The 19,780-nt window shown below is 60.6% G+C and carries 16 protein-coding genes and 1 pseudogene; 7 read left to right on the top strand and 10 right to left on the bottom strand.

The window, feature by feature from the left end; all coding sequences use genetic code 11:
- The 3 genes and pseudogenes from WA070_RS20525 to mazG all read left to right on the top strand — a co-directional run.
- The coding region (locus WA070_RS20525; protein WP_422635769.1) for an ISNCY family transposase at positions 1–986 on the top strand (986 nt) is incomplete at its 5' end.
- A gap of 275 nt (positions 987–1,261) precedes the next feature.
- Positions 1,262–2,624, top strand: a pseudogene (locus WA070_RS20520) (ISNCY family transposase).
- Between the two features lie 254 nt (positions 2,625–2,878).
- Positions 2,879–3,658: a nucleoside triphosphate pyrophosphohydrolase gene (gene mazG, locus WA070_RS20515; protein WP_422635768.1), complete on the top strand. Its 780-nt coding sequence runs from the start codon at positions 2,879–2,881 to the stop codon at positions 3,656–3,658.
- Positions 3,659–3,664: 6 nt separating this feature from the next.
- Here the strand turns inward: mazG and hflX are convergent, their stop codons facing one another.
- The 7 genes from hflX to dusB all read right to left on the bottom strand — a co-directional run bounded on the left by hflX (position 3,665) and on the right by dusB (position 13,018).
- Entirely contained in the window at positions 3,665–5,011 is a 1,347-nt protein-coding gene (gene hflX, locus WA070_RS20510) for a GTPase HflX (protein ID WP_422635767.1), read from the bottom strand.
- Between the two features lie 66 nt (positions 5,012–5,077).
- Positions 5,078–5,560: an RNA chaperone Hfq gene (gene hfq / locus WA070_RS20505; protein WP_422635766.1), complete on the bottom strand. Its 483-nt coding sequence runs from the start codon at positions 5,558–5,560 to the stop codon at positions 5,078–5,080.
- Between the two features lie 161 nt (positions 5,561–5,721).
- Positions 5,722–7,092 (bottom strand): sigma-54-dependent transcriptional regulator, encoded by a 1,371-nt coding sequence (locus tag WA070_RS20500; RefSeq protein WP_422635765.1) that lies wholly within the window; start codon positions 7,090–7,092, stop codon positions 5,722–5,724.
- Positions 7,082–9,337 carry a sensor histidine kinase gene (locus tag WA070_RS20495; protein WP_422635764.1) on the bottom strand — a complete coding sequence of 752 codons (2,256 nt, stop codon included), beginning with the start codon at positions 9,335–9,337 and terminating at the stop codon, positions 7,082–7,084. The genes WA070_RS20500 and WA070_RS20495 overlap by 11 nt, the downstream gene beginning before the upstream one ends.
- Before the next feature lie 107 nt (positions 9,338–9,444).
- A complete protein-coding gene (gene ntrC, locus WA070_RS20490) occupies positions 9,445–10,890 on the bottom strand; it encodes a nitrogen regulation protein NR(I) (protein ID WP_422635763.1) in 1,446 nt (481 codons plus the stop codon).
- On the bottom strand, positions 10,890–11,999 hold the full coding sequence (locus WA070_RS20485) for a two-component system sensor histidine kinase NtrB (protein ID WP_422635762.1): 1,110 nt from the start codon (positions 11,997–11,999) through the stop codon (positions 10,890–10,892). Before WA070_RS20485 ends, ntrC begins: the two co-directional genes overlap by 1 nt.
- Positions 11,996–13,018 carry a tRNA dihydrouridine synthase DusB gene (dusB, locus tag WA070_RS20480; RefSeq protein ID WP_422635761.1) on the bottom strand — a complete coding sequence of 341 codons (1,023 nt, stop codon included), beginning with the start codon at positions 13,016–13,018 and terminating at the stop codon, positions 11,996–11,998. The genes WA070_RS20485 and dusB overlap by 4 nt, the downstream gene beginning before the upstream one ends.
- A 99-nt stretch (positions 13,019–13,117) precedes the next feature.
- On the opposite strand from dusB, the gene WA070_RS20475 reads away from it, so the two are divergent.
- Together WA070_RS20475 and WA070_RS20470 are read left to right on the top strand one after the other, a co-directional pair.
- The gene (locus WA070_RS20475; protein WP_422635760.1) at positions 13,118–14,308 is read left to right on the top strand and encodes a bifunctional 2-C-methyl-D-erythritol 4-phosphate cytidylyltransferase/2-C-methyl-D-erythritol 2,4-cyclodiphosphate synthase; all 1,191 of its coding nucleotides are present in this window, start codon (positions 13,118–13,120) and stop codon (positions 14,306–14,308) included.
- Positions 14,309–14,312: 4 nt separating this feature from the next.
- Positions 14,313–14,831 carry a CinA family protein gene (locus WA070_RS20470; protein WP_422635759.1) on the top strand — a complete coding sequence of 173 codons (519 nt, stop codon included), beginning with the start codon at positions 14,313–14,315 and terminating at the stop codon, positions 14,829–14,831.
- Here the strand turns inward: WA070_RS20470 and WA070_RS20465 are convergent.
- Together WA070_RS20465 and lipA are read right to left on the bottom strand one after the other, a co-directional pair.
- A complete protein-coding gene (locus WA070_RS20465) occupies positions 14,777–15,253 on the bottom strand; it encodes a type II toxin-antitoxin system RatA family toxin (RefSeq protein ID WP_422635758.1) in 477 nt (158 codons plus the stop codon). The genes WA070_RS20470 and WA070_RS20465 overlap by 55 nt on opposite strands.
- 6 nt (positions 15,254–15,259) lie before the next feature.
- Positions 15,260–16,240, bottom strand: coding sequence for a lipoyl synthase (gene lipA, locus WA070_RS20460; RefSeq protein WP_422635757.1), 981 nt, complete (start codon positions 16,238–16,240; stop codon positions 15,260–15,262).
- 38 nt (positions 16,241–16,278) lie between these two features.
- Here lipA and WA070_RS20455 point away from each other — a divergent pair, with 38 nt between their 5' ends.
- Both WA070_RS20455 and WA070_RS20450 read left to right on the top strand, forming a co-directional pair.
- The gene (locus tag WA070_RS20455) at positions 16,279–16,917 is read left to right on the top strand and encodes a carbonic anhydrase (protein WP_422635756.1); all 639 of its coding nucleotides are present in this window, start codon (positions 16,279–16,281) and stop codon (positions 16,915–16,917) included.
- Between the two features lie 11 nt (positions 16,918–16,928).
- On the top strand, positions 16,929–17,747 hold the full coding sequence (locus WA070_RS20450) for an NYN domain-containing protein (RefSeq protein ID WP_422635755.1): 819 nt from the start codon (positions 16,929–16,931) through the stop codon (positions 17,745–17,747).
- Between the two features lie 312 nt (positions 17,748–18,059).
- Here the strand turns inward: WA070_RS20450 and ettA are convergent, their stop codons facing one another.
- A complete protein-coding gene (ettA, locus tag WA070_RS20445) occupies positions 18,060–19,745 on the bottom strand; it encodes an energy-dependent translational throttle protein EttA (protein ID WP_422635754.1) in 1,686 nt (561 codons plus the stop codon).
- Positions 19,746–19,780 lie beyond the last annotated feature (35 nt).

The raw sequence follows: 19,780 nt of genomic DNA, 5'->3' as shown, positions 1-19,780 counted from the left end.
AGATCGACGGCTCAAAACATTGGTGGTTCGAAGACCGCGGCCCGCAATGCACATTGCTGGTCTATATCGACGACGCGACCAGCGAACTGATGCACCTCAGGATGGTCGAGAGCGAGAGCACCTTCGCCTATATGGAAGCGACCCGCGCGTATATCGAGCGGCACGGCAAGCCTGTGGCCTTCTATTCCGACAAGCACAGTGTTTTCCGGAACGCGAAGGCCAGCGCAGCGCGCGGCGACGGGATGACGCATTTTGGCCGCGCGCTCGATGCTCTGAACATCGAGATTATCTGCGCTAACTCGCCGCAAGCCAAGGGCCGAGTCGAACGGGCCAACGCCACTTTGCAGGATCGCCTGGTTAAAGCGATGCGCCTGGAAGGCATCTCATCGATCGAGGACGCCAACGTTTTCCTGGACAGCTATAGGACCAGGCACAACGCGCGGTTCGCCCGCCCCGCCTTCGACGCGCGAGATCTGCACCGCCCCCTCGCCCCGCATGACGATCTGCGTTCGATCATGGTCTGGCGGGAGCGGCGGACAGTGACGGCGGCGCTGACACTGCATTACAACAAGGCGATGTTCATCCTGGAACCGAACGATGTCAGCCGAAGTCTTGCGCGCAAGCGGGTGACTATATGCGAGTATCCCGATGGCCGGCTGGAGATCGAGCATGAAGGGCATGTCCTACCCTATCGCCAGTTCGACAAGATGCGGCAGGTCAACCAGCCAGCCATTGTCGGGAACAAACATCTGGACGCGGCTCTGATCCTGGCAAAGCAGATGCAGGCGATCATGCCGCATCATCGCAAGCGCAACAACGATGCCCCTGCCCGTCGTGATCAGCCCACGCATCTCTTCCCTCAGCCCGAACCACCACCAAAGATCGACCGCCGCAAACTGGGTGGCTCAAAGCTCAAGCGCGGTTCCAGGCTTAGTGACGAGGCGTTGCGCGAACGCGGGACGCTCGGCTTCGTGCAGAGGACATGACCGGGCCCACTGCAGGGCAGCGGGTCCATGGCCACTACCCCAAGATCAGCGCATCAGCAGGGTCTGCGCTGCGCTATCCCGAGGGCTCCACGCAGCCCCTGCTGTCCTCAACGTGTGACATTTCTATATGGCAGAAATTGTGACTTCTCTAAATGGCAAGAACATCTGATGTAGGTGCCATTTAGAAATGACACCCCTCCGCCAGATAGAGATGACACTCTTGGGCCTTGGCGGCGAACGCGGTGTTCATGGTCTTCCCACGGGAGGATCAGACTATGACGGTGCTGGCGATGAGCCAAGGCGAGCTATCGAGATTTGATACACTGATGCGCGTTGAGCGCGGCGAACTTCGGATTGAGGATGCAGCGACGCTGCTTGGACTGAAGCGCCGGCAGATATTCCGGCTGCCCGGGTAACCGCCGACACAGCGATGCCTTCCGCGACAAGGTCGTTGCGCTGGTCCGCGAGCATTATGCGGATTTCGGACCGACATTGGCGCGTGAGTATCTGGCTGAGCGCCATGGCATCAGGATCGGCTGCGAGACACTGCGCAAGCTGATGATCGAGGCCGGGATTTGGAAGGATCGTCAAGCCCGTCGCCCTCGCCCGTATCAGCCTCGCTATCGCCGAGATTGCCGTGGCGAGCTGATCCAGATCGACGGCTCGAAGCATTGGTGGTTTGAAGACCGCGGCCCGCAATGCACCCTGCTCGTCTATATCGACGACGCGACCAGCGAACTGATGCACCTCAGGATGGTCGAGAGCGAGAGCACCTTTGCCTATATGGAGGCGACCCGCGCATATATCGAACGGCACGGCAAGCCGGTGGCGTTCTATTCCGATAAGCACAGCGTTTTCCGGAACGCGCGGGCCAGCGCCGCTCGTGGCGACGGCATGACGCATTTTGGTCGCGCGCTCGATGCTCTGAACATCGAGATTATCTGCGCCAACTCGCCGCAGGCCAAGGGCCGGGTCGAACGGGCCAACGCCACCTTGCAAGATCGCTTGGTGAAAGCGATGCGACTGGAAGGGATCTCGTCGATCGCGGACGCCAACACCTTCCTCGACATCTATAGGACCAGGCACAACGAGCGGTTCGCCCGACCCGCCTTCGATGCCCGCGATCTGCACCGCCCCCTCGCCCCGCATGACGATCTGCGCTCGATCATGGTTTGGCGTGAGCAGCGGACCGTGACGGCGGCGCTGACGCTGCATTACAACAAGGCAATGTTCATTCTGGAGCCGAACGATGTCAGCCTGGATCTGGCGCGCAAGCGGGTGACGGTTTGTGAATATCCCGACGGCCGACTGGAGATCGAGCATGAGGGCCATGTCCTGCCCTATCGTCAGTTCGACAAGATGCGGCAGGTGAACCAGCCTGCCATTGTCGAGAACAAGCATCTGGATGCAGCGTTGTTGCTGGCCAAACAGATGCAGGCAATCATGCCGCATCACCGCAAGCGCAACAACGACGCCCCTGCCCGCCGTGACCAGCCTATGCATATGTTCCCCGAACCGGAAACGCCGCCAAAAATCGACCGCCGCAAACTGGGTGGCTCGAAGCTCAAGCGCGGTCCCAGGCTCAGTGAGGAGGCGTTGCGCGAACGCGGCACGCTCAGCTTCGTACAGAGACCATGACCGGGCCCACTGCAGGGCAGCGGGTCCATGGTTCACCACCCCAAGGTCAGCGCATCAGCAGGGTCTGCGCTGCGCTAGGCCGATGGCTCCGCGCAGACCCTGCTGCTATAAATGGTGTCATTTCTATCTAGCGGAGATAGTGTCTTTTCTAAGCAGCTCGAACATCTGATTTTCGCAATCGTGCAGAACCTGTGGTCCTCACTCTGGAAATCACCACGTCTTTATCACCATCCATCCTTCATCGTAGAGTGAACATGTCCAAAGCCAGTCCCGCCGATATTATGCCCATTGCTACCGTCATGGCTCGACTGCGCGATCCTTACGCTGGCTGCCCGTGGGACATCGAACAGGACTTCGCTTCGATCGCGCCCTACACGATCGAGGAAGCCTATGAAGTCGTCGATGCTATCCAGCGCAACGACATGACGGCCCTGCGCGACGAACTGGGCGACCTGCTGCTCCAGGTCATCTTCCACAGCCGCATCGCTGAACAGTCCGGCATCTTCGCGCTTCAGGATGTCATCGACGCCATCACGCAAAAAATGATCCGCCGCCATCCCCATGTCTTTGAAGAAGGCATGAGGCGTGAAGACGGTCACGCCCAGTGGGAAGCCATCAAGGCTGCCGAACGCGCTGAAAAAGACCCAGACCCCAGCGCGCTGGCTGGAGTTGCGACTGCGCTCCCCGCGTTGCTCCGCGCAGAAAAGCTGCAAAAGCGCGCTGCCCGCACCGGCTTCGACTGGCCTGATACCGATGGCGCTATCGCCAAGATCGCCGAGGAACTGGAGGAGGTTCAGACCGCCCAGTCACAGGCGGATCGTGAGGAGGAAATTGGCGATCTGCTCTTTGCTGTCGTCAATCTGGCGCGTCATCTGAAGGTAGATCCCGAAGTCGCGCTCCGGGCTGGGAATGCCAAGTTCGAGCGCCGTTTCCGTGGAATGGAAGCGCTGGCCGGAGACAGTTTTCCCGCCCTGTCGCTCGACGAAAAGGAAGCGCTCTGGCAACAAGTGAAGCAAGCGGCCAAGCAGGCCTGATCCGGCTTAGGTAGGCGGCTGCGCTCGCGGCCGCTTGCCATAGCGCGCAAAGGCGGCGTCCGACAGGCGCACGTCCACGCGGGTTTCCTCGCCCTGCGCATCGCTCGCCAGCACTTCGCCATGTTCGTGCAACCACGCCAGCGCCGCGCCATCGGCGGCCGCGATGCGCAAGCCGTAAACTTTGGCACCCGCCGTCATGCGGGCGCTGATCGCCCGCTGGAGGTCGGCAATTCCCGCCCCGGTCAACGCGGACAGGATGACCACATCGTCCCGACGCGCCGCCGTTTCACGGGCCAGAGCCTCGGCATCCGCATCCAGCAGGTCCAACTTGTTCCACGCTTCGATAATCGGCGGAGCGGGTGGCTCCCCCTCCCCGCGCTCGGCTGCGCCCTCTCCTGCGACACCCAGTTCGCTCAACACATCGATCACATCGTCGCGCTGCGCATCGCTATCGGGATGAGCGATGTCGCGCACATGGACGATCAGGTCGGCGGACAGCACCTCTTCCAATGTTGCACGAAACGCCGCGATCAACTGGGTCGGCAGGTCGGATACGAAGCCGACAGTGTCGGACAGGATCGCCTTTTCCAATCCCGGCAAGGCGATCTGCCGCATGGTGGGATCGAGCGTGGCGAACAGCAAATCTTCGGCCATAACATCCGCACCGGTCAGGCGATTGAACAATGTGGATTTGCCCGCATTGGTATAGCCGACCAGTGCGATCACCGGCCACGGCGCACGCTGTCGGCGGGCACGGTGCAACCCGCGGGTTCGCGTGACCTGATCCAGCTCTTTACGAATCTTGGCCATGCGATCGCGAATCATGCGACGATCCGCCTCGATCTGCGTCTCGCCCGGCCCGCCCAGAAAGCCGAAGCCGCCGCGTTGCCGTTCCAGATGGGTCCAGCTGCGTACCAGTCGCCCGGCCTGATAATCCAGATGTGCCAGTTCGACCTGAAGCCGCCCTTCGTTGGTCGCCGCCCGTTCCCCGAATATTTCGAGGATGAGTCCCGTGCGGTCGATGACCTTTGCCCCGACCGCCTTTTCCAGATTGCTTTGCTGGACCGGCGACAGTGCATTGTCGACGATGACGAGTTCGGCCTCTTCCTGCACGACCAAAGTCGCGATCTGGTCGATCTGGCCGCTGCCGAACAAGGTCGCTGGCTTGCGATCGCGGACGCGAAAGCTCTGCGATGCGCGAACGTCTATACCGATCGCCAGCGCAAGGCCGCCAGCCTCCTCCAGCCGGGCATCGCTGTCGCGACGATCTCCGCCATGGGTTTCGGCGTGGACGACCACGGCGCGCGTGCCACGCGCCACTTCATCTTCGGAATCACGATTGAAAATTGCCATGAGTGATTAGAGCATCTGCCAGCGGCCCGGTCCACCTCAAGGCGGACCGGGCCGCTATGCGGGTGATCAGTCGTCCTGCTCATTCTCGCCCGACAGGTCGAGCGAATGGAGGGGCTGCACTGTGGAAATGGCGTGCTTGTAAACCAGCTGGACCATATTGTCCCGCTCCAGCAACATGCAGAAAAGATCAAAGGCCGCGATTTCGCCCTGAAGCATCACGCCGTTCACCAAGAACATCGTAACCGGGCTACCCGATTTGCGCACAGCGGTCAGGAATATTTCTTGGAGCAACCGCGCCTTGCCGTTGCTCTCGCTGGCCTTGCGCAAATCAGTCAGGTCCATCGATTGCGCGGGCATGACCGTCGAAATTGCATGCTTATAGACGAGTTGCGACTGCCCGTCGCGGCGTAGCAACACGGAAAAATTATCGAACCAGGTGATGATGCCCTGCAACTTGACGCCCTTGACCAGAAACATGGTCACCGGGGTCTTGCTCTTGCGCAGGCTGTTCAGGAAAATGTCCTGAAGATTATTCACTTTATCGGCCATGTCTTCCAGCCTTCCATTATTGACGGGACGTTACCCGCTCTTGCACCCCTGGGCAGGGTGTCTTGCCTGCTCCCGCTTGTCGGGAACAGGCTATTCGTATCGCAATTGCGAAGAGGCGTCCATGGCCGTCGTGCGCTTTGTCCAACGGCCGTAAAAGCCCTTCATTCCTTGTCTTCTGTGATGCCAAGCAATTTCAGTTTCCGATGTAAAGCCGAACGCTCCATGCCGATGAATGTTGCGGTTCGAGAGATATTGCCGGAAAAACGGCGAATCTGGATACGCAGATATTCCCGCTCAAAACTTTCGCGCGCCTCCCGCAAGGGTGCCCCCATGATCGCGGACTGACCCATCCCTTCCCCGCCGCCACCGCTGGTCAGTTCGGGGGGCAGCATATCCAGTTCGATCCGGCCAATCCGGTCGCCGGGCGCCAGTATCATCGTGCGTTCGATAACGTTACGCAACTGGCGCACGTTACCCGGCCATTCATTGGCCTGCAACGCAGCCATGGCGTCGCTCGCCATGTCTGGCGGCGGGACACGGCGTTCGGCGGCGAAACGGGCGAGATAATGTTCGACCAGCGGCGGTATATCGTCCCGCCGTTCCGATAATTGCGGAATGGCCAGCGGCACGACGTTGAGCCGATAGAAAAGATCCTCGCGAAACCGCCGCTCCTCAATCTCGGTCGCCAGATCAAGCGCAGTGGAGGATATGACGCGCACGTCCACCTTCACCTGCCGCTGTCCGCCCACGCGAGTAAAACTCTGGTCCGTCAGCACGCGCAGTATCTTGCCCTGCGTCGTAATCGGCATGTCGGCCACTTCGTCTATATATAGCGTGCCGCCATGGGCCTGCTCCAGATAGCCTGGACGGACCAGACCGCTGGCATCTTCCAGACCGAACAACTCTTCCTCGACCCGATCGGGGTCCATACGAGCAGCCGCCACAATGATGAAGGGCGAATCCGCCCTCCCGCTCCAGCTATGGAGCATACGTGCCGCCACTTCCTTGCCCACGCCTGCGGGGCCGGAAATCAGCACGCGGCTGCCGGTCCCTGCCACTTTCTTGATCGTCGCGCGGACGCCGTTGATGGCCGCTGACGTACCGGTCAATTCGTCATCTTGGCCGAAGCGCGCACGCAGCACCTGATTTTCGCGCCGCAGTCGCTCCGTTTCCGTTGCACGCGCGACAAGGTGAAGCAGCCGGTCTGCCTCGAAAGGCTTCTCGATGAAATCGGCCGCTCCCTTTCGGATGGCGGCAACGGCGGTGTCAATATTGCCATGACCTGAAATCATCAGGACAGGGATCGTGGGGTCGCGCCGCTTGATTTCCTCCAGCAGTTCCAGCCCGTCCATGCGCGACCCTTGCAGCCACACATCAAGCAGGACGAGGGACGGCCGCCGCGCGTCCAGCGCGTCGATCGCGCTGTCGCTGTTCGCGGCGGTGCGGGCGGTAAAGCCTTCGTCTTCCAGCACACCTGCGACCAGATCGCGAATGTCTTCTTCATCGTCGACTATCAGAATATCAAGCGCCATTGGCCGTCACTTTTCCTTTGGGGAGGGCAATAACCTGTCCCTCTTCCAGTTTTTCCAGCGCCCCCGCTGCAAATCGCAGGGTGACGCATGCGCCACCCCCCTGCGCATCGTCGAAGCGGATTTCTCCCAGATGCTCCTCGACAATCTTCTTGACGATGGCCAGGCCCAAACCCGTGCCCTTGGTCCGCGTCGTCATATAAGGTTCCAGGATGCGCTCACGCTCGGGCGGCAGGCCGATCCCGTCATCCTGTACCGTGATGACCAGATCGTCCGCCTGCAGCATCATGCGCATGCGCACATGCCCGCGCGGCAATCCATCTTCGGGCACGGGTTTGGGTTCGATGGCTTCTGCCGCATTTTTGACGATGTTGGTCAGCGCCTGCCCCAGTTGCCGCCGGTCGCAGACCAGTTCCAGATCAGGATCGTCCGCTTCGAATGTGAAGAGCATGTCGGGATGCGCGACTTCATGCAGGAACAGTGCATGCCGCGCGATGTCGCCCACCGCCTCCCGCCGGAACACCGGCTTTGGCATGCGCGCGAAGGAGGAGAATTCGTCCACGATCCGACGCAGGTCACCCACCTGCCGCACGATCGTGCCGGTCAGGCGGGTGAACACTGCCTTGTCACTTGTCACCTCGTCGGCGTAGCGCCGCTGGAGCCGTTCGGCGGCGAGTTGGATCGGCGTCAGCGGGTTCTTGATCTCATGCGCGATGCGGCGGGCAACGTCCGACCATGCGGCACGGCGCTGATCCGAAAGCTGCTGGGTGATGTCGTCGAAGGTAAGGATATGACCTGAAGCATCATCGGAAACCTTCACCGCCAATGTGCGCAAATCGCCGTGAGCGCGCAACTGCACGATCGCGCTGCCCTCTTCCGACGCAATCAGATCGGCCAGTTCAGGCGCGACTTCGGTCAACGGGCGACCAACCGGATCGTCGCCCTCATCCACCAATATGGCGGCGGCTGAGCGGTTAAGCAGTTGGACCATGCCCTGCTTGTCCACTGACAAAACGCCAGCGCTCACGCCGGACAGGATCGCTTCGATAAAAGCACGGCGTTCGTCCAACTGGCTGTTGGCTCCCACCAGCGCGCTTGTCTGCGCCTCCAGCCGCTGCGTCATGCGATTGAACGCGGACGCCAGCGTGCCGATCTCGTCGCGGCTTTGCGGGCTGGTAACGCGCGCAGACAGGTCGCCAGCCGTAATCCGCCGCGCCGCCGTTACCAGTTCATTGACGGGGCGCACCATCCAGTCGGCAACGGCGAGCGCGATATAGACCGCGATTCCCACCAGCAGCAGCGACCCGACGAACAGCGCGATGTTGAAACGCAATTGTAGCGCGCGAGACTGGTTCGAAAACAGGTCGTAATCGGCAATGACCTTCTGCGCCCGCGCCACGTTCGAGAAGGATGTCGTGACGGCGTTGCGAGTGGCGTACAGATAGATTTTGCTGTTGGGGTATAGAAGCGTTACCGCCTCAACCTCGTTCGGGCGAAGGCGTACGACGATATTTTCCCCCCCGGCGAGCCGCTTGACCACTTCGGGGGAGAGCATTTCGGAGACGGGTCGGTTTTCAGGATCGACGGTAGCGGCGGTGCGAGCGATGCCGTCCTTGCCGACTTCGATAATGGCGGAGCGGTTCAATTTCCGCGTGACGACCTGATAGATATAACCTTCGGCGAAACGGGAACTGGATACCGACGATTCACGCAGATAATCGCGCAGATCGTCAGCCATCGTCAGCGTTTCATCGCTAACCTCGCGCAAATTCTGTTCATAATAGCCGCGCGCCAGATCGCTGGCGTTCTGAAGCATGCCGCGCGCGCTGTCCGATGCCCAGAACTGCACGCCATATTGGAACAGCAGGGACGCGAAGATCACGACCAGCAACATAGGGACGCTCGCCGCGATCGAAAATATCGCCACGAGCCGCACATGCAACTGCCCGTCGCTGCCGATCGCCGATTGCGCGGCCCGCCGTTTGGCTACCCGCCGACCCAACAGCATCAGTAGCGCGATAGCTGGCACCAGATTGGCCACCAATAGCAGAGCGACGATCGGTGGCGTCAGCAGCGTGTAAGTCTGACTTCCACCAGACAGGAGATGGTAGGTCAGGCCCGCCATGCCCAGAAACAAAATGAGCGTGATGGCTTCCACCAGCGTCGCCAGCCGACCATTGCGCAGGACAGGAGGCAAACGCCGCCTCCAGGCTGAAACCCGCCGGGCCAATGTAGTCGCACCGCTCATAGTGGCATCGTTACAACAACCCCGTGCCCATTCAAACACAGTATTTGTATCGGAAGCTGTCGCTTGTCGATGGACGCCATCGGTTCATCGCCATCGATGCAGAGTTATCAATCAGTCAGCCGCAATTGCAACGGATCCAATCCATAATCCGTCAGCTTCTTGCGCAGCGTATTGCGGTTGATGCCAAGCAGCGCAGCCGCACGGATCTGATTACCGTCCACGCTCGCCAACACTTCCTGTAATAGGATCGGCTCGATCATGGCGAGCAGGTCGTCATGCAACTGTCGATTGGGCTGACCAAGGCCAACGCCAAGATGCCGCTTCGTCCAGTCGCGCACCGCATGGGCCAACTGGTCGCTTCGCACGGCATGATCGGCAGGTATGGCATCTATCGGTAACATATGGCGCAATATGTCGGCCGTGATGACATTGTCGCGGCTAAGCACCGCCAGTCGCTGCATCATATTTTGAAGTTCACGGACATTGCCCGGCCAATGCCATGCCATCAGCAGTTGATTGGCATCATCGGCCAGTGTCTTGCGCGGCAGACCGTCCAACGCCGCGCGCTCCAGGAAATGGCGCGCGAGCAGAACGACGTCCTCGCGCCTTTCCCGCAACGCAGGGAGAGCGATCGGCACGACGTTGAGGCGATAATAGAGGTCCTGCCGGAAACGGTTATCCTCGATCAGTTGCGACAGATGTTTGTTCGTGGCGGCGATGATGCGGACATTCACCCGCACCGGCTTCGATCCACCGACGGTCGTCACCTCACCAGATTGCAGCACCCGCAACAGGCGCGTTTGCGCCTCCATCGGCATGTCGCCAATTTCATCGAGGAACAGCGTGCCGCCCTGCGCCTGCTCGAATTTCCCGGCCGTCCTGGCATGTGCGCCCGTGAAGGCGCCTTTTTCATAGCCGAACAGTTCCGCTTCGATCAGTTCGCGCGGAATGGCGGCCATGTTGATCGCGACGAAGGGCTTGGTCCGCCGCTGTCCCAGGCTGTGGATCGCTTCGGCCACCAATTCCTTGCCTGTGCCGGATTCGCCCAGCACCAGGATCGACAGGTCGTTGGAAAGCACGCGCGCAATCGTGCGGTAAACTTCCTGCATCGCGGGCGAACGTCCGACCAGCGGCAGCCCGTCATGCGGCAGGCCCGGCTCATCGACATCGCCCTGCTCGCTCTGACGCGTGCTCAGCGCATCCGCCACTGCCCGCGTCAGTTCGTTAAGATCGAACGGCTTGGGCAAATATTCGAACGCCCCGCGCTCTGTTGCCCGGATCGCAGTGTTGAGCGTATTTTGCGCCGACATGATGATGACGTTCACATCGGGCCGTGCCGCGATGATGTCGGCCACGCCGTCCAGCCCGTCGCCATCGGGCAGCATGACGTCGGTAATCAGGATGTCGGGCGCGAAACTATCCATCAACGCGGTGCGCTCCCGGATAGAGGCGGCGGTCTTGACCTTATGCCCTTGCCGCCGCAGCGCTTCGCCCACCACCACGCAAATGGCCGGATCGTCGTCCACTACCAGAACTGTACCCGTCGTCGGCATCAACCCATACCCATCGGCAGCAGGATGCGGAACGTGGACTCGCCCGCCTCCGCATCGCGGGAATATTGTACGAATCCATTCATATCGCGCACCATTTTATCGACCAGCGCCAAGCCTAAGCCCTGCCCGTCGCGCTTGCCTGTGATGAAGGGGTTGAAAAGATGGTCCAGAATATGTTCCGGCACCCCAGGCCCGTTGTCGACCACGACGATCTCTATCGGCAAAACCGCACTGCCCTTGCCGCCGCCGACCATGACAGACACGCCATGACGAAAGGCGGTTTCGACCCTTATGCGCGGCTTGGAGACATTCTCCAGCGCTTCGGCCGCATTTTTGAGCAGATTGATCATTACCTGTACCAGCGCATCGTCGTTGATGATGGCGAAGGGCAAGGATGGATCATACCGTTTGATGATCTTAACATGTCGGGCAAAGCCAGCCGCCGCTATGTCACATGCCCGATCGATCAGGGGATAGATATTGCCTGGGGCACATTCCAGAGCGCGATCGGTACTGAAATCCTGCATCCGATCGATCAGGGCCGCGATGCGATCGACCTCGTTGCAGATGAGCTGGGTCAATGCCGCGTCCTTGCCCCCCTGGCTTGATTCCAGCAACTGCGCCGCACCGCGGATGCCGGACAAGGGGTTCTTGATCTCATGCGCCAATATGGCCGCTGCCCCCATCGCCGACCGTGCGCCTCCCGACGTGCTGCGATGGCCGATCTTGCGCGCCTGGCTTTGCGCGTGGAGCGATACGATTCGCCAGCCGTCATGATCGACGATGGGTGATATCATGAGGTCCACCTCCATCTCGGCAGTGCGCCCAGCATGGACCTTGATGTCATAGGCGGCGATCGGTTTGTTATTGTGCCAGATGTCGAACCGGGCGCCGGCTTCCGCAATGCGAATGGTGCGCGCGACATCGCTGCCAACGATCGCAGACCGCGCCATGTTGAGCAGCGTTTCAGCGCGCACATTGGCTTCCGCGATCAGGTTATCGGGCCGCACGACCAGCGTGGCGACTGGCAAAGCGGTCATCTGTTCAGCCAGAGAAGGCCCGTCCTGCTGCACCCGTATTGACGGAACGGATGGCAGCACCATGGTCATGCGGCCTGCCGCGCGTCCATTGGCTCGACCCCGCCTGCGATGAGCGGTTCGTAAAAGCGGGCAAGCATGTCCAACACGGTCTGCGCATCCGGTTCCTGATTAACGGCGTTGCGAAACTCGGCAGATCCGGTCAGGCCTTTGGTATACCAGCCGATATGCTTGCGGGCCATGTTAACGCCGGTATGATTGTCGTAATGGTCGAGCATCGCCTTATAATGCTCGACGATCACAGCATATTGTTCTTCCAGGCATGGATCCGACACGCGCGTTCCGTCGGTCAGCCAAGCCATGACCTGGCTGATGAGCCATGGCCGCCCGTAAGCGCCGCGACCGATCATCACGCCATCCGCGCCACTCTGCTCCAGTGCCATGTCGGCATCCTCAATCGAACAAATGTCGCCATTGGCGATGACGGGCAGCTTGACCGCATCCTTGACCGAACGAATGAAGCCCCAGTCGGCTGACCCTTTATACATCTGACAGCGCGTGCGGCCATGGACGGTAATCAGCTGCGCGCCCAGATCCTCGGCGATATGGGCCAGTTCCGGCGCGTTGAGGCTGGCATGATCCCACCCCATGCGCATCTTTACCGTGACCGGCACGTCGACCGCATCGACCGTGGCCTTGATCAACGCGGCCGCCAGCGGCAGATCGCGCATCAGCGCACTGCCCGCGTCGCCATTGACGACCTTTTTCACAGGACAGCCCATGTTGATGTCGATGATCGCCGCGCCGCGATCCGCGTTCAATTTGGCGGCGTCGGCCATTTCGGCTGGCGAACACCCCGCCAACTGCATCGACACCGGTTCCTCCAGCGGATGCCAGGCAGCCTTCTGCAGCGACTGGCGAGTTTCCCGGATCATCGCCGCTGACGCAATCATCTCCGTCACATTGAGACCGCAGCCATAGCGCCGCACCAGCGTGCGGAATGGCATGTCAGTCACTCCCGTCATAGGAGCCAGCACGACAGGCATGTCGATCCCGATTGGGCCGATGGAGATGGGGGATAGTCTGCGCATAGTGAAGCGAATGAACCTGCCTAAAAAACAGGCAGGCCATATCGGAAAACCACAACCCTAGCAAGCGATGGGGTCTGGCGGGGGGAAGGATCAGCGTCTATGCCGCGCACCATGAACGCCGTTCGCCCCCGTCAAACCGTCGCCCTGCTCGTTGCCGCCGGTGTGGGCAGTCGCGCCGGAACCGGCTTGCCCAAGCAGTTCCGCAGTGTTGGTGGCCAGGCAATATTGGCCCATGCCTTCGACGCATTGTCGGCGCATGCGGGTGTCGATGCGATCTTTGTCGTGCTGGGATCCAATCAGGAGGCGCAGGCAAAAGCGTTGCTCGGCGATCGCCCGATCAGTGCGATGGTCGAGGGCGCGGACACCCGTCGAGGATCGGTGTTAGCGGGGCTGGAGGCAATTGAGGCGGCGGGGGGATGCGACAGGATATTGGTCCACGACGCCGCCCGCCCTTTCCTGCCCGCGAGCGTTGTGGATCGACTGCTTACCGCATTGGAAACGGCAAAGGGCGCGATCCCGGTGCTGCCAGTTGCCGATACGCTGGTGCGAGGAATCGAGGGAACGATGGGCCAGGGCGTATCGCGCGACCGCCTGTTTCGCGTCCAAACGCCACAGGCTTTTGATTTCGACAGGCTGCTCGCCGCGCATCGCGCGTGGGATTGTTCGCGTGAAGCCACCGATGATGCGCAGATACTGCGCAGCTTTGGTGAGGATGTGGCGCTGGTGACTGGCGACGAAAGGCTGGAAAAATTGACCTACCCGCAGGACTTCGCACGAGCCGAAGCGCAATGGGCGGCATCACGCACGGTTCGAGTGGGCATGGGCTATGACGTCCATCGGCTGGCTGCGCAGGAAGAATTGTGGCTCGGCGGCGTGTTAATCCCGCATGATCGCGGCCTTGTCGGGCATAGCGATGCAGATGTGGCACTGCACGCCATCGTCGATGCGATCCTGGGTGCGCTGGCGGAGGGGGACATAGGCAACCATTTTCCGCCATCTGACCCAAAATGGCGCGGCGCGTCGTCCGATCGGTTCCTGGCCTATGCCTGCGAGCGGGTGTCGGCGCGGGGCGGGCGGATCGACCATATCGACCTGACCATCATCTGCGAAGCGCCCAAGATCGGCCCGCATCGCGACGCGATGCGCGCGCGGATCGCGCAGATCATGGCGGTGCCGACCGACCGGGTGAGCGTAAAAGCGACCACGACCGAGCGGCTGGGCTTTGCCGGAAGAGGTGAAGGTATCGCTGCGCAGGCGGTTGCCACGCTATCCCTGCCCGCGCTATCCTGATCCCATGCGCGACACCATCCTCCCCATCGAACTCGTCGAACTGGCCGATCGGGTCATCATCGCCAATCGCCGGGCGGGCCGCACCATCGCTGTTGCCGAAAGCTGCACCGGCGGGCTGGTGTCGGCGGCGCTGACGGAAATCGCCGGATCGTCGGACGTGTTCGAAGCGGGCTTCATAACCTATTCCAACGACATGAAGTCGGAGCTGCTGAAAGTATCGCAGGATGTGTTGGAAACATTCGGCGCAGTGTCCATCGCCACCGCCTGGGCCATGGCGCAGGGCGCGCTCAAGAAGAGCCATGCGCATGTCGCCGTGGCAATAACCGGCATCGCAGGGCCAGGTGGCGGGTCAGAACAGAAGCCGGTCGGCACCGTGGTGTTCGCGCGCGCCGAACGAGGGGCGAGCGCGGATAAGATCGTCGCCGACATGCGGCATTTCGAGAATAATGGTCGTGGTGGCGTGCGTCTTCAGGCGGCGTTGTGCGCGCTCGAACTGATGTTGCCGGAATCGCCGGGCGCGTAAAGAGTGGCAGCGCGGGTTTCGAACGCGCCGATCATCTTGCGCAGCGCCTTGTCGAACACCTGCCCCGCGAGCATTTCGAAAAGGCGGTTCTTGAACTCGAACTCTACCTCGAAATCGACCAGCACTCCGCCCTGCCCGTCGTCGCGAAACTGCCATGCATTGTGCAGATGCTTGAGCGGCCCGTCGAGATAATCGACGCGCACATGGTCGGGTCGATGCTTGTGGACGCGGGATGTGAAACTTTCCTTGATACCCTTGAACCCAACGATCATGTCCGCGATCATTTCGCTGTCACTATCGGATCGCACGCGGATCGCGCTGATCCACGGCAGGAACTGCGGATAGGCGGTCACGTCCGTGACCAGATCGAACATCTGGGTCGGAGTGTAGGGCAGATGCCGGGTTTCGTTGTGCCGGGGCATAGATAATCAGCCCTTAGCCGCCGCCTTGGCAAGTTTCGCTTCACGCGCAGCGCGCATTTCGGCGAAATCCTGTCCCGCATGATAGCTAGACCGGGTGAGCGGGCTGGAGGCGACCTGCAGGAAGCCCTTGGCCCGCGCGATCCCGGCGTAGGCGTTGAAGGCGGCGGGGGTCACGAACTCGATGACCTTGGTATGCTTCGGCGTGGGCTGAAGATACTGGCCCATCGTCAGGAAATCGATGTCGGCCGAACGCATGTCGTCCATGACCTGATGCACCTCCAGCCGTTCTTCGCCCAAGCCCAGCATAATGCCGGACTTAGTGAAGATCGAAGGGTCGAGCCGTTTGACCGATTCGAGCAGGCGCAACGACGCATAATAGCGCGCGCCGGGGCGAATGGTTGGGTAGAGACGGGGTACGGTTTCCAGGTTGTGATTATAAACGTCCGGCCGCGCCGTGACGATCATTTCGATCGCACGTTCATGCTTGTTGCGGAAGTCGGGCGTCAGGATTTCGATCGTCGTACCGGGCGTGGTGCGGCGCAAAGCCTCAATCACCTTGACGAACTGCGAAGCGCCGCCATCGGGCAGGTCGTCGCGATCGACCGAGGTGATGACGATATGTTCCAAGCCCATCTCTGCCGCGGCATCGGCCAGATTCTGCGGTTCGTTGACGTCGACCTTGCGCGGCATGCCAGTCTTGACGTTGCAGAAAGCACAGGCGCGGGTGCAGACGTCGCCCAGGATCATGACCGTCGCATGCTTCTTGGTCCAGCATTCGCCAATATTCGGGCATGCCGCTTCTTCGCAGACCGTGTTCAGCCCCTTTTCCCGCATCAGCTTGCGAGTCTCGTGATAAGCGGGGCTGGTGGGCGCCTTGACGCGGATCCAGTCGGGCTTGCGGACGCGATCGGGGTTGTTGGCTGGCTGGCCGGGCAAAGGGATCGGAGCGATGTCGTTCATGCGCCCCAGATAGCGATGCGCAGCCATACTTGCCAGCCCCCTATTTGTGCGGCAGAGATCGGCGCATGGCAGATTTTACAGCAATGCTCGAAGGCTATCACCGCTTCCGTTCCACCGGCTGGACAGAGCAGCGCGCGCGATGGGATGAACTGAGCGAGGGGCAAAGCCCCCGCGTCATGGTGATCGCCTGCTCCGACAGCCGAGTCGACCCGGCGCAGATTTTCGATACCAGCCCCGGCGAGATATTTGTCGTCCGCAACGTCGCAGCCCTTGTGCCGCCGTTTGAAACCAGTCCCGGTTATCATGGGGTTTCCGCTGCGCTGGAGTTTGCCGTTCAAGTGCTAAAGGTCGGCGAGATCGTCGTGATGGGTCATGGCAAATGCGGCGGATGCAAGGCTGCTTTGAGCCAGGAATTGAAGGATGCGCCGCCGGGCGAAGGCGGCTTCATCGCTGACTGGATCGAGTTGCTGGATGGTGCGCGCGATACTGTGGTTGCCCAGTTTGGCGACGATCGCAGCCGGGACGCCGAACGTGCCATGGAGCAGGAGGGCGTAAAGGTCAGCCTGGCCAACCTGCGCAGCTTCCCCTGCGTCCGGTCGAAGGAGCGTAAGGGCGAGTTGAAACTGGTCGGCGCGTTCTTTGCGATTTCCGATGGCCAGTTGCATATCATGGACGAAGATAGCGGGACATTCTCGCCCGCCTGAAAGGAAAAACTATGGCATCGACCCGCGACGGCAGCGGCAACATCGCCCTGCTGATAGATGCCGACAATGCGTCCGCGGCGCATTTCGATCCGGTCATGACGGTGCTGGCGGAACTGGGTACGGTCAACATCCGGCGCGCCTATGGCAACTGGAGCAAGGCGACGCTCAAGACATGGGCAGCGCTGTCGGTCGCACATGCGATCGAGCCGCAGCAACAGTTCGACCTGACCAAGGGCAAGAACGCCACCGACATGAAGATGACGATCGACGCCATGGATTTGATGGCGAGCGGGCGCGTCGATGGCTTTGGCCTGATGTCCAGTGACAGCGATTTTACCCCGTTGGCGACTCGCATCCGGCAGCAGGGCATACCCGTCTATGGCTTCGGGTCGGCCAATACGCCCGAGGGATTTCGGCGAGCCTGCACCCGGTTCCTGGACGTCAATGCGTTAAGGGCCGCAGAGGTGCCGATGGTCAGGAAGGCCGCGCCGAGTAGCAGCGCCAAAGCCAGCGCGACGCCCCCTGCCCCGGCCAAGCCCGTCGCGACTTCGTCGGTTCCGGCGGTGGCTGCGGCACCGGCTGCACCGGTTCAGGGCAAGGCAGTCGATCCCGAAGTCGTGCGTCTGCTGATCGACGCCTATGATGAGGCTAAGCGGGATGAGCGGGGGTTTGTCGCGCTCGGTCCGGTCGGGCAGCGGGTGGGCAACCGGTCGAGTTTCGACGTGCGCAACTATGGCTATAAACGGCTGTCGGATCTGGTGCAGGCGATCCCTAACTTCATTTCCGAAGTGCGCGAAGGCGGCCAGACCTGGATCAAGCGGGTGCGGTGATTTCCTGAATGAGGACCAAAGGTTTTGCAAAAAAAGCGATAACCTAAGCCGCGAATTGTAAGGACAAAAAAAGGGCCGGTCCAACGAGGGGCCGGCCTTTAAAGTTTAGGAGAGGATGCCTGAAAGGCACCTTCTCTATGCAATGTTACCGTTATCATGGCGACTGCAAAATAGGACCGGACAGTTGCATTTTTTGCAACCGCCCGGTCTTTCAATATGGTCCGCTCACGCATGAGTTTGGCAAGCGTAATGCAACCGCCTTCTCGACTTCGCTCGAAGCGAACGGATGGGGTTGGATTCGCATACTCTAATTCAACGTGTCAGTTTCTTGTACGACAGCGCGGTAGGCCGGTCGGCTGCATCGCCCAGACGGCGGCGCTTGTCTTCCTCATAGGCTTCGAAATTGCCTTCGAACCATTCGACATGGCTGTTGCCTTCGAACGCCAGGATGTGCGTGGCGAGGCGATCGAGGAAGAAGCGGTCATGGCTGATGACCACGGCGCAGCCTGCGAAATTTTCGATCGCTTCTTCCAGCGCGCCCAGCGTTTCGACGTCGAGATCGTTGGTCGGTTCATCGAGCAGCAGGACGTTGCCGCCCTTTTTCAGCATTTTGGCGATGTGGACGCGGTTGCGTTCACCACCCGACAGCTTGCCGACATTTTTCTGCTGGTCCTGCCCCTTGAAATTGAAGGCACCGACATAGGCGCGGGTCGACATGTCGTGACCGTTGACCTTCACATAGTCGAGGCCATCGGAGACTTCTTCCCAGACATTCTTCGAGCCGTCGAGATGGTCACGGCTCTGGTCAACGAAGCCCAGACGCACGGTCGAACCAATGTCGATCTCACCGGAGTCTGCGGTTTCCTGACCGGTTATCAGCTTGAACAGCGTGGATTTACCCGCGCCGTTCGGACCGATGACGCCCACGATGCCGCCGGGCGGCAGCAGGAAGGACAGATCCTCGAACAGCAGCTTGTCACCGAACGCCTTGGTAATGCCCTTAAATTCGATGACCTTGCCGCCGAGACGTTCGGGCACCTGAATGACGATCTGCGCCTTTCCGGGCGAACGATTATTCTGTCCGGCGACCAGTTCCTCGAACTTCTTGATACGCGCCTTGGACTTGGTCTGGCGACCCTTGGTGCCTTGCCGAATCCATTCCAGTTCGTCGTTGATCGCCTTCTGGCGGCCCGTGGCTTCACGGTCTTCCTGTTCCAGACGCTTGGACTTTTTTTCCAGATAGGTGGAATAATTGCCTTCGTACGGGAAATATTTGCCCCGATCGAGTTCGAGAATCCAGCCCACGACATTGTCGAGGAAGTAGCGGTCATGGGTGATCATCAGCACCGCGCCCGCATATTCCTTCAGATGATTTTCCAGCCAGGTCACGCTTTCGGCGTCGAGATGGTTGGTCGGTTCATCAAGCAGCAGGATGTCGGGTTTCTGGATAAGCAGGCGGGTCAGCGCGATGCGGCGCTTTTCACCGCCAGACAGGCTTTCCACCGACCAGTCGGACGGCGGGCAGCGCAGCGCTTCCATCGCCAGTTCAAGCTGGCTATCGAGCGACCAGCCATCGACGGCGTCGATCTGTTCCTGAAGCGTGCCCATTTCCTCCATCAGCGCGTCGAAATCGACGTCTTCGGGCGGATCGCCCATGATGTTGCTGATTTCGTTGAAACGATCCATCTTGTCGGCGATGTCGCGTGCGCCGTCCTTGACGTTTTCCAGCACCGTCTTGTTGGGATCAAGCTGCGGTTCCTGCGGCAGATAGCCGACGGAGATATTCTCGCCCGGCCATGCTTCACCGGAAAAATCCGTGTCGATACCGGCCATGATCTTGATCAGCGTCGATTTACCCGCGCCGTTCGGCCCGACGATGCCGATTTTCGACCCGCGATAAAATTGCAGGTTGATATTGCTGAGCACCGGCTTTGGCGCACCGGGGAAGGTCTTTGTCATGCTCTTCATGACGAAGGCATATTGCGAGGAGGCGGACATGGTTCGGGAAACTCCGAAAAGGCGGTTTGGAAATT

This window comes from Sphingobium sp., from assembly GCF_049304695.1.
GTDB lineage: Bacteria > Pseudomonadota > Alphaproteobacteria > Sphingomonadales > Sphingomonadaceae > Sphingobium.
The sequence above is the reverse complement of the archived record's forward strand: the minus strand, read 5'-3'. Positions and strand labels throughout refer to the sequence as shown.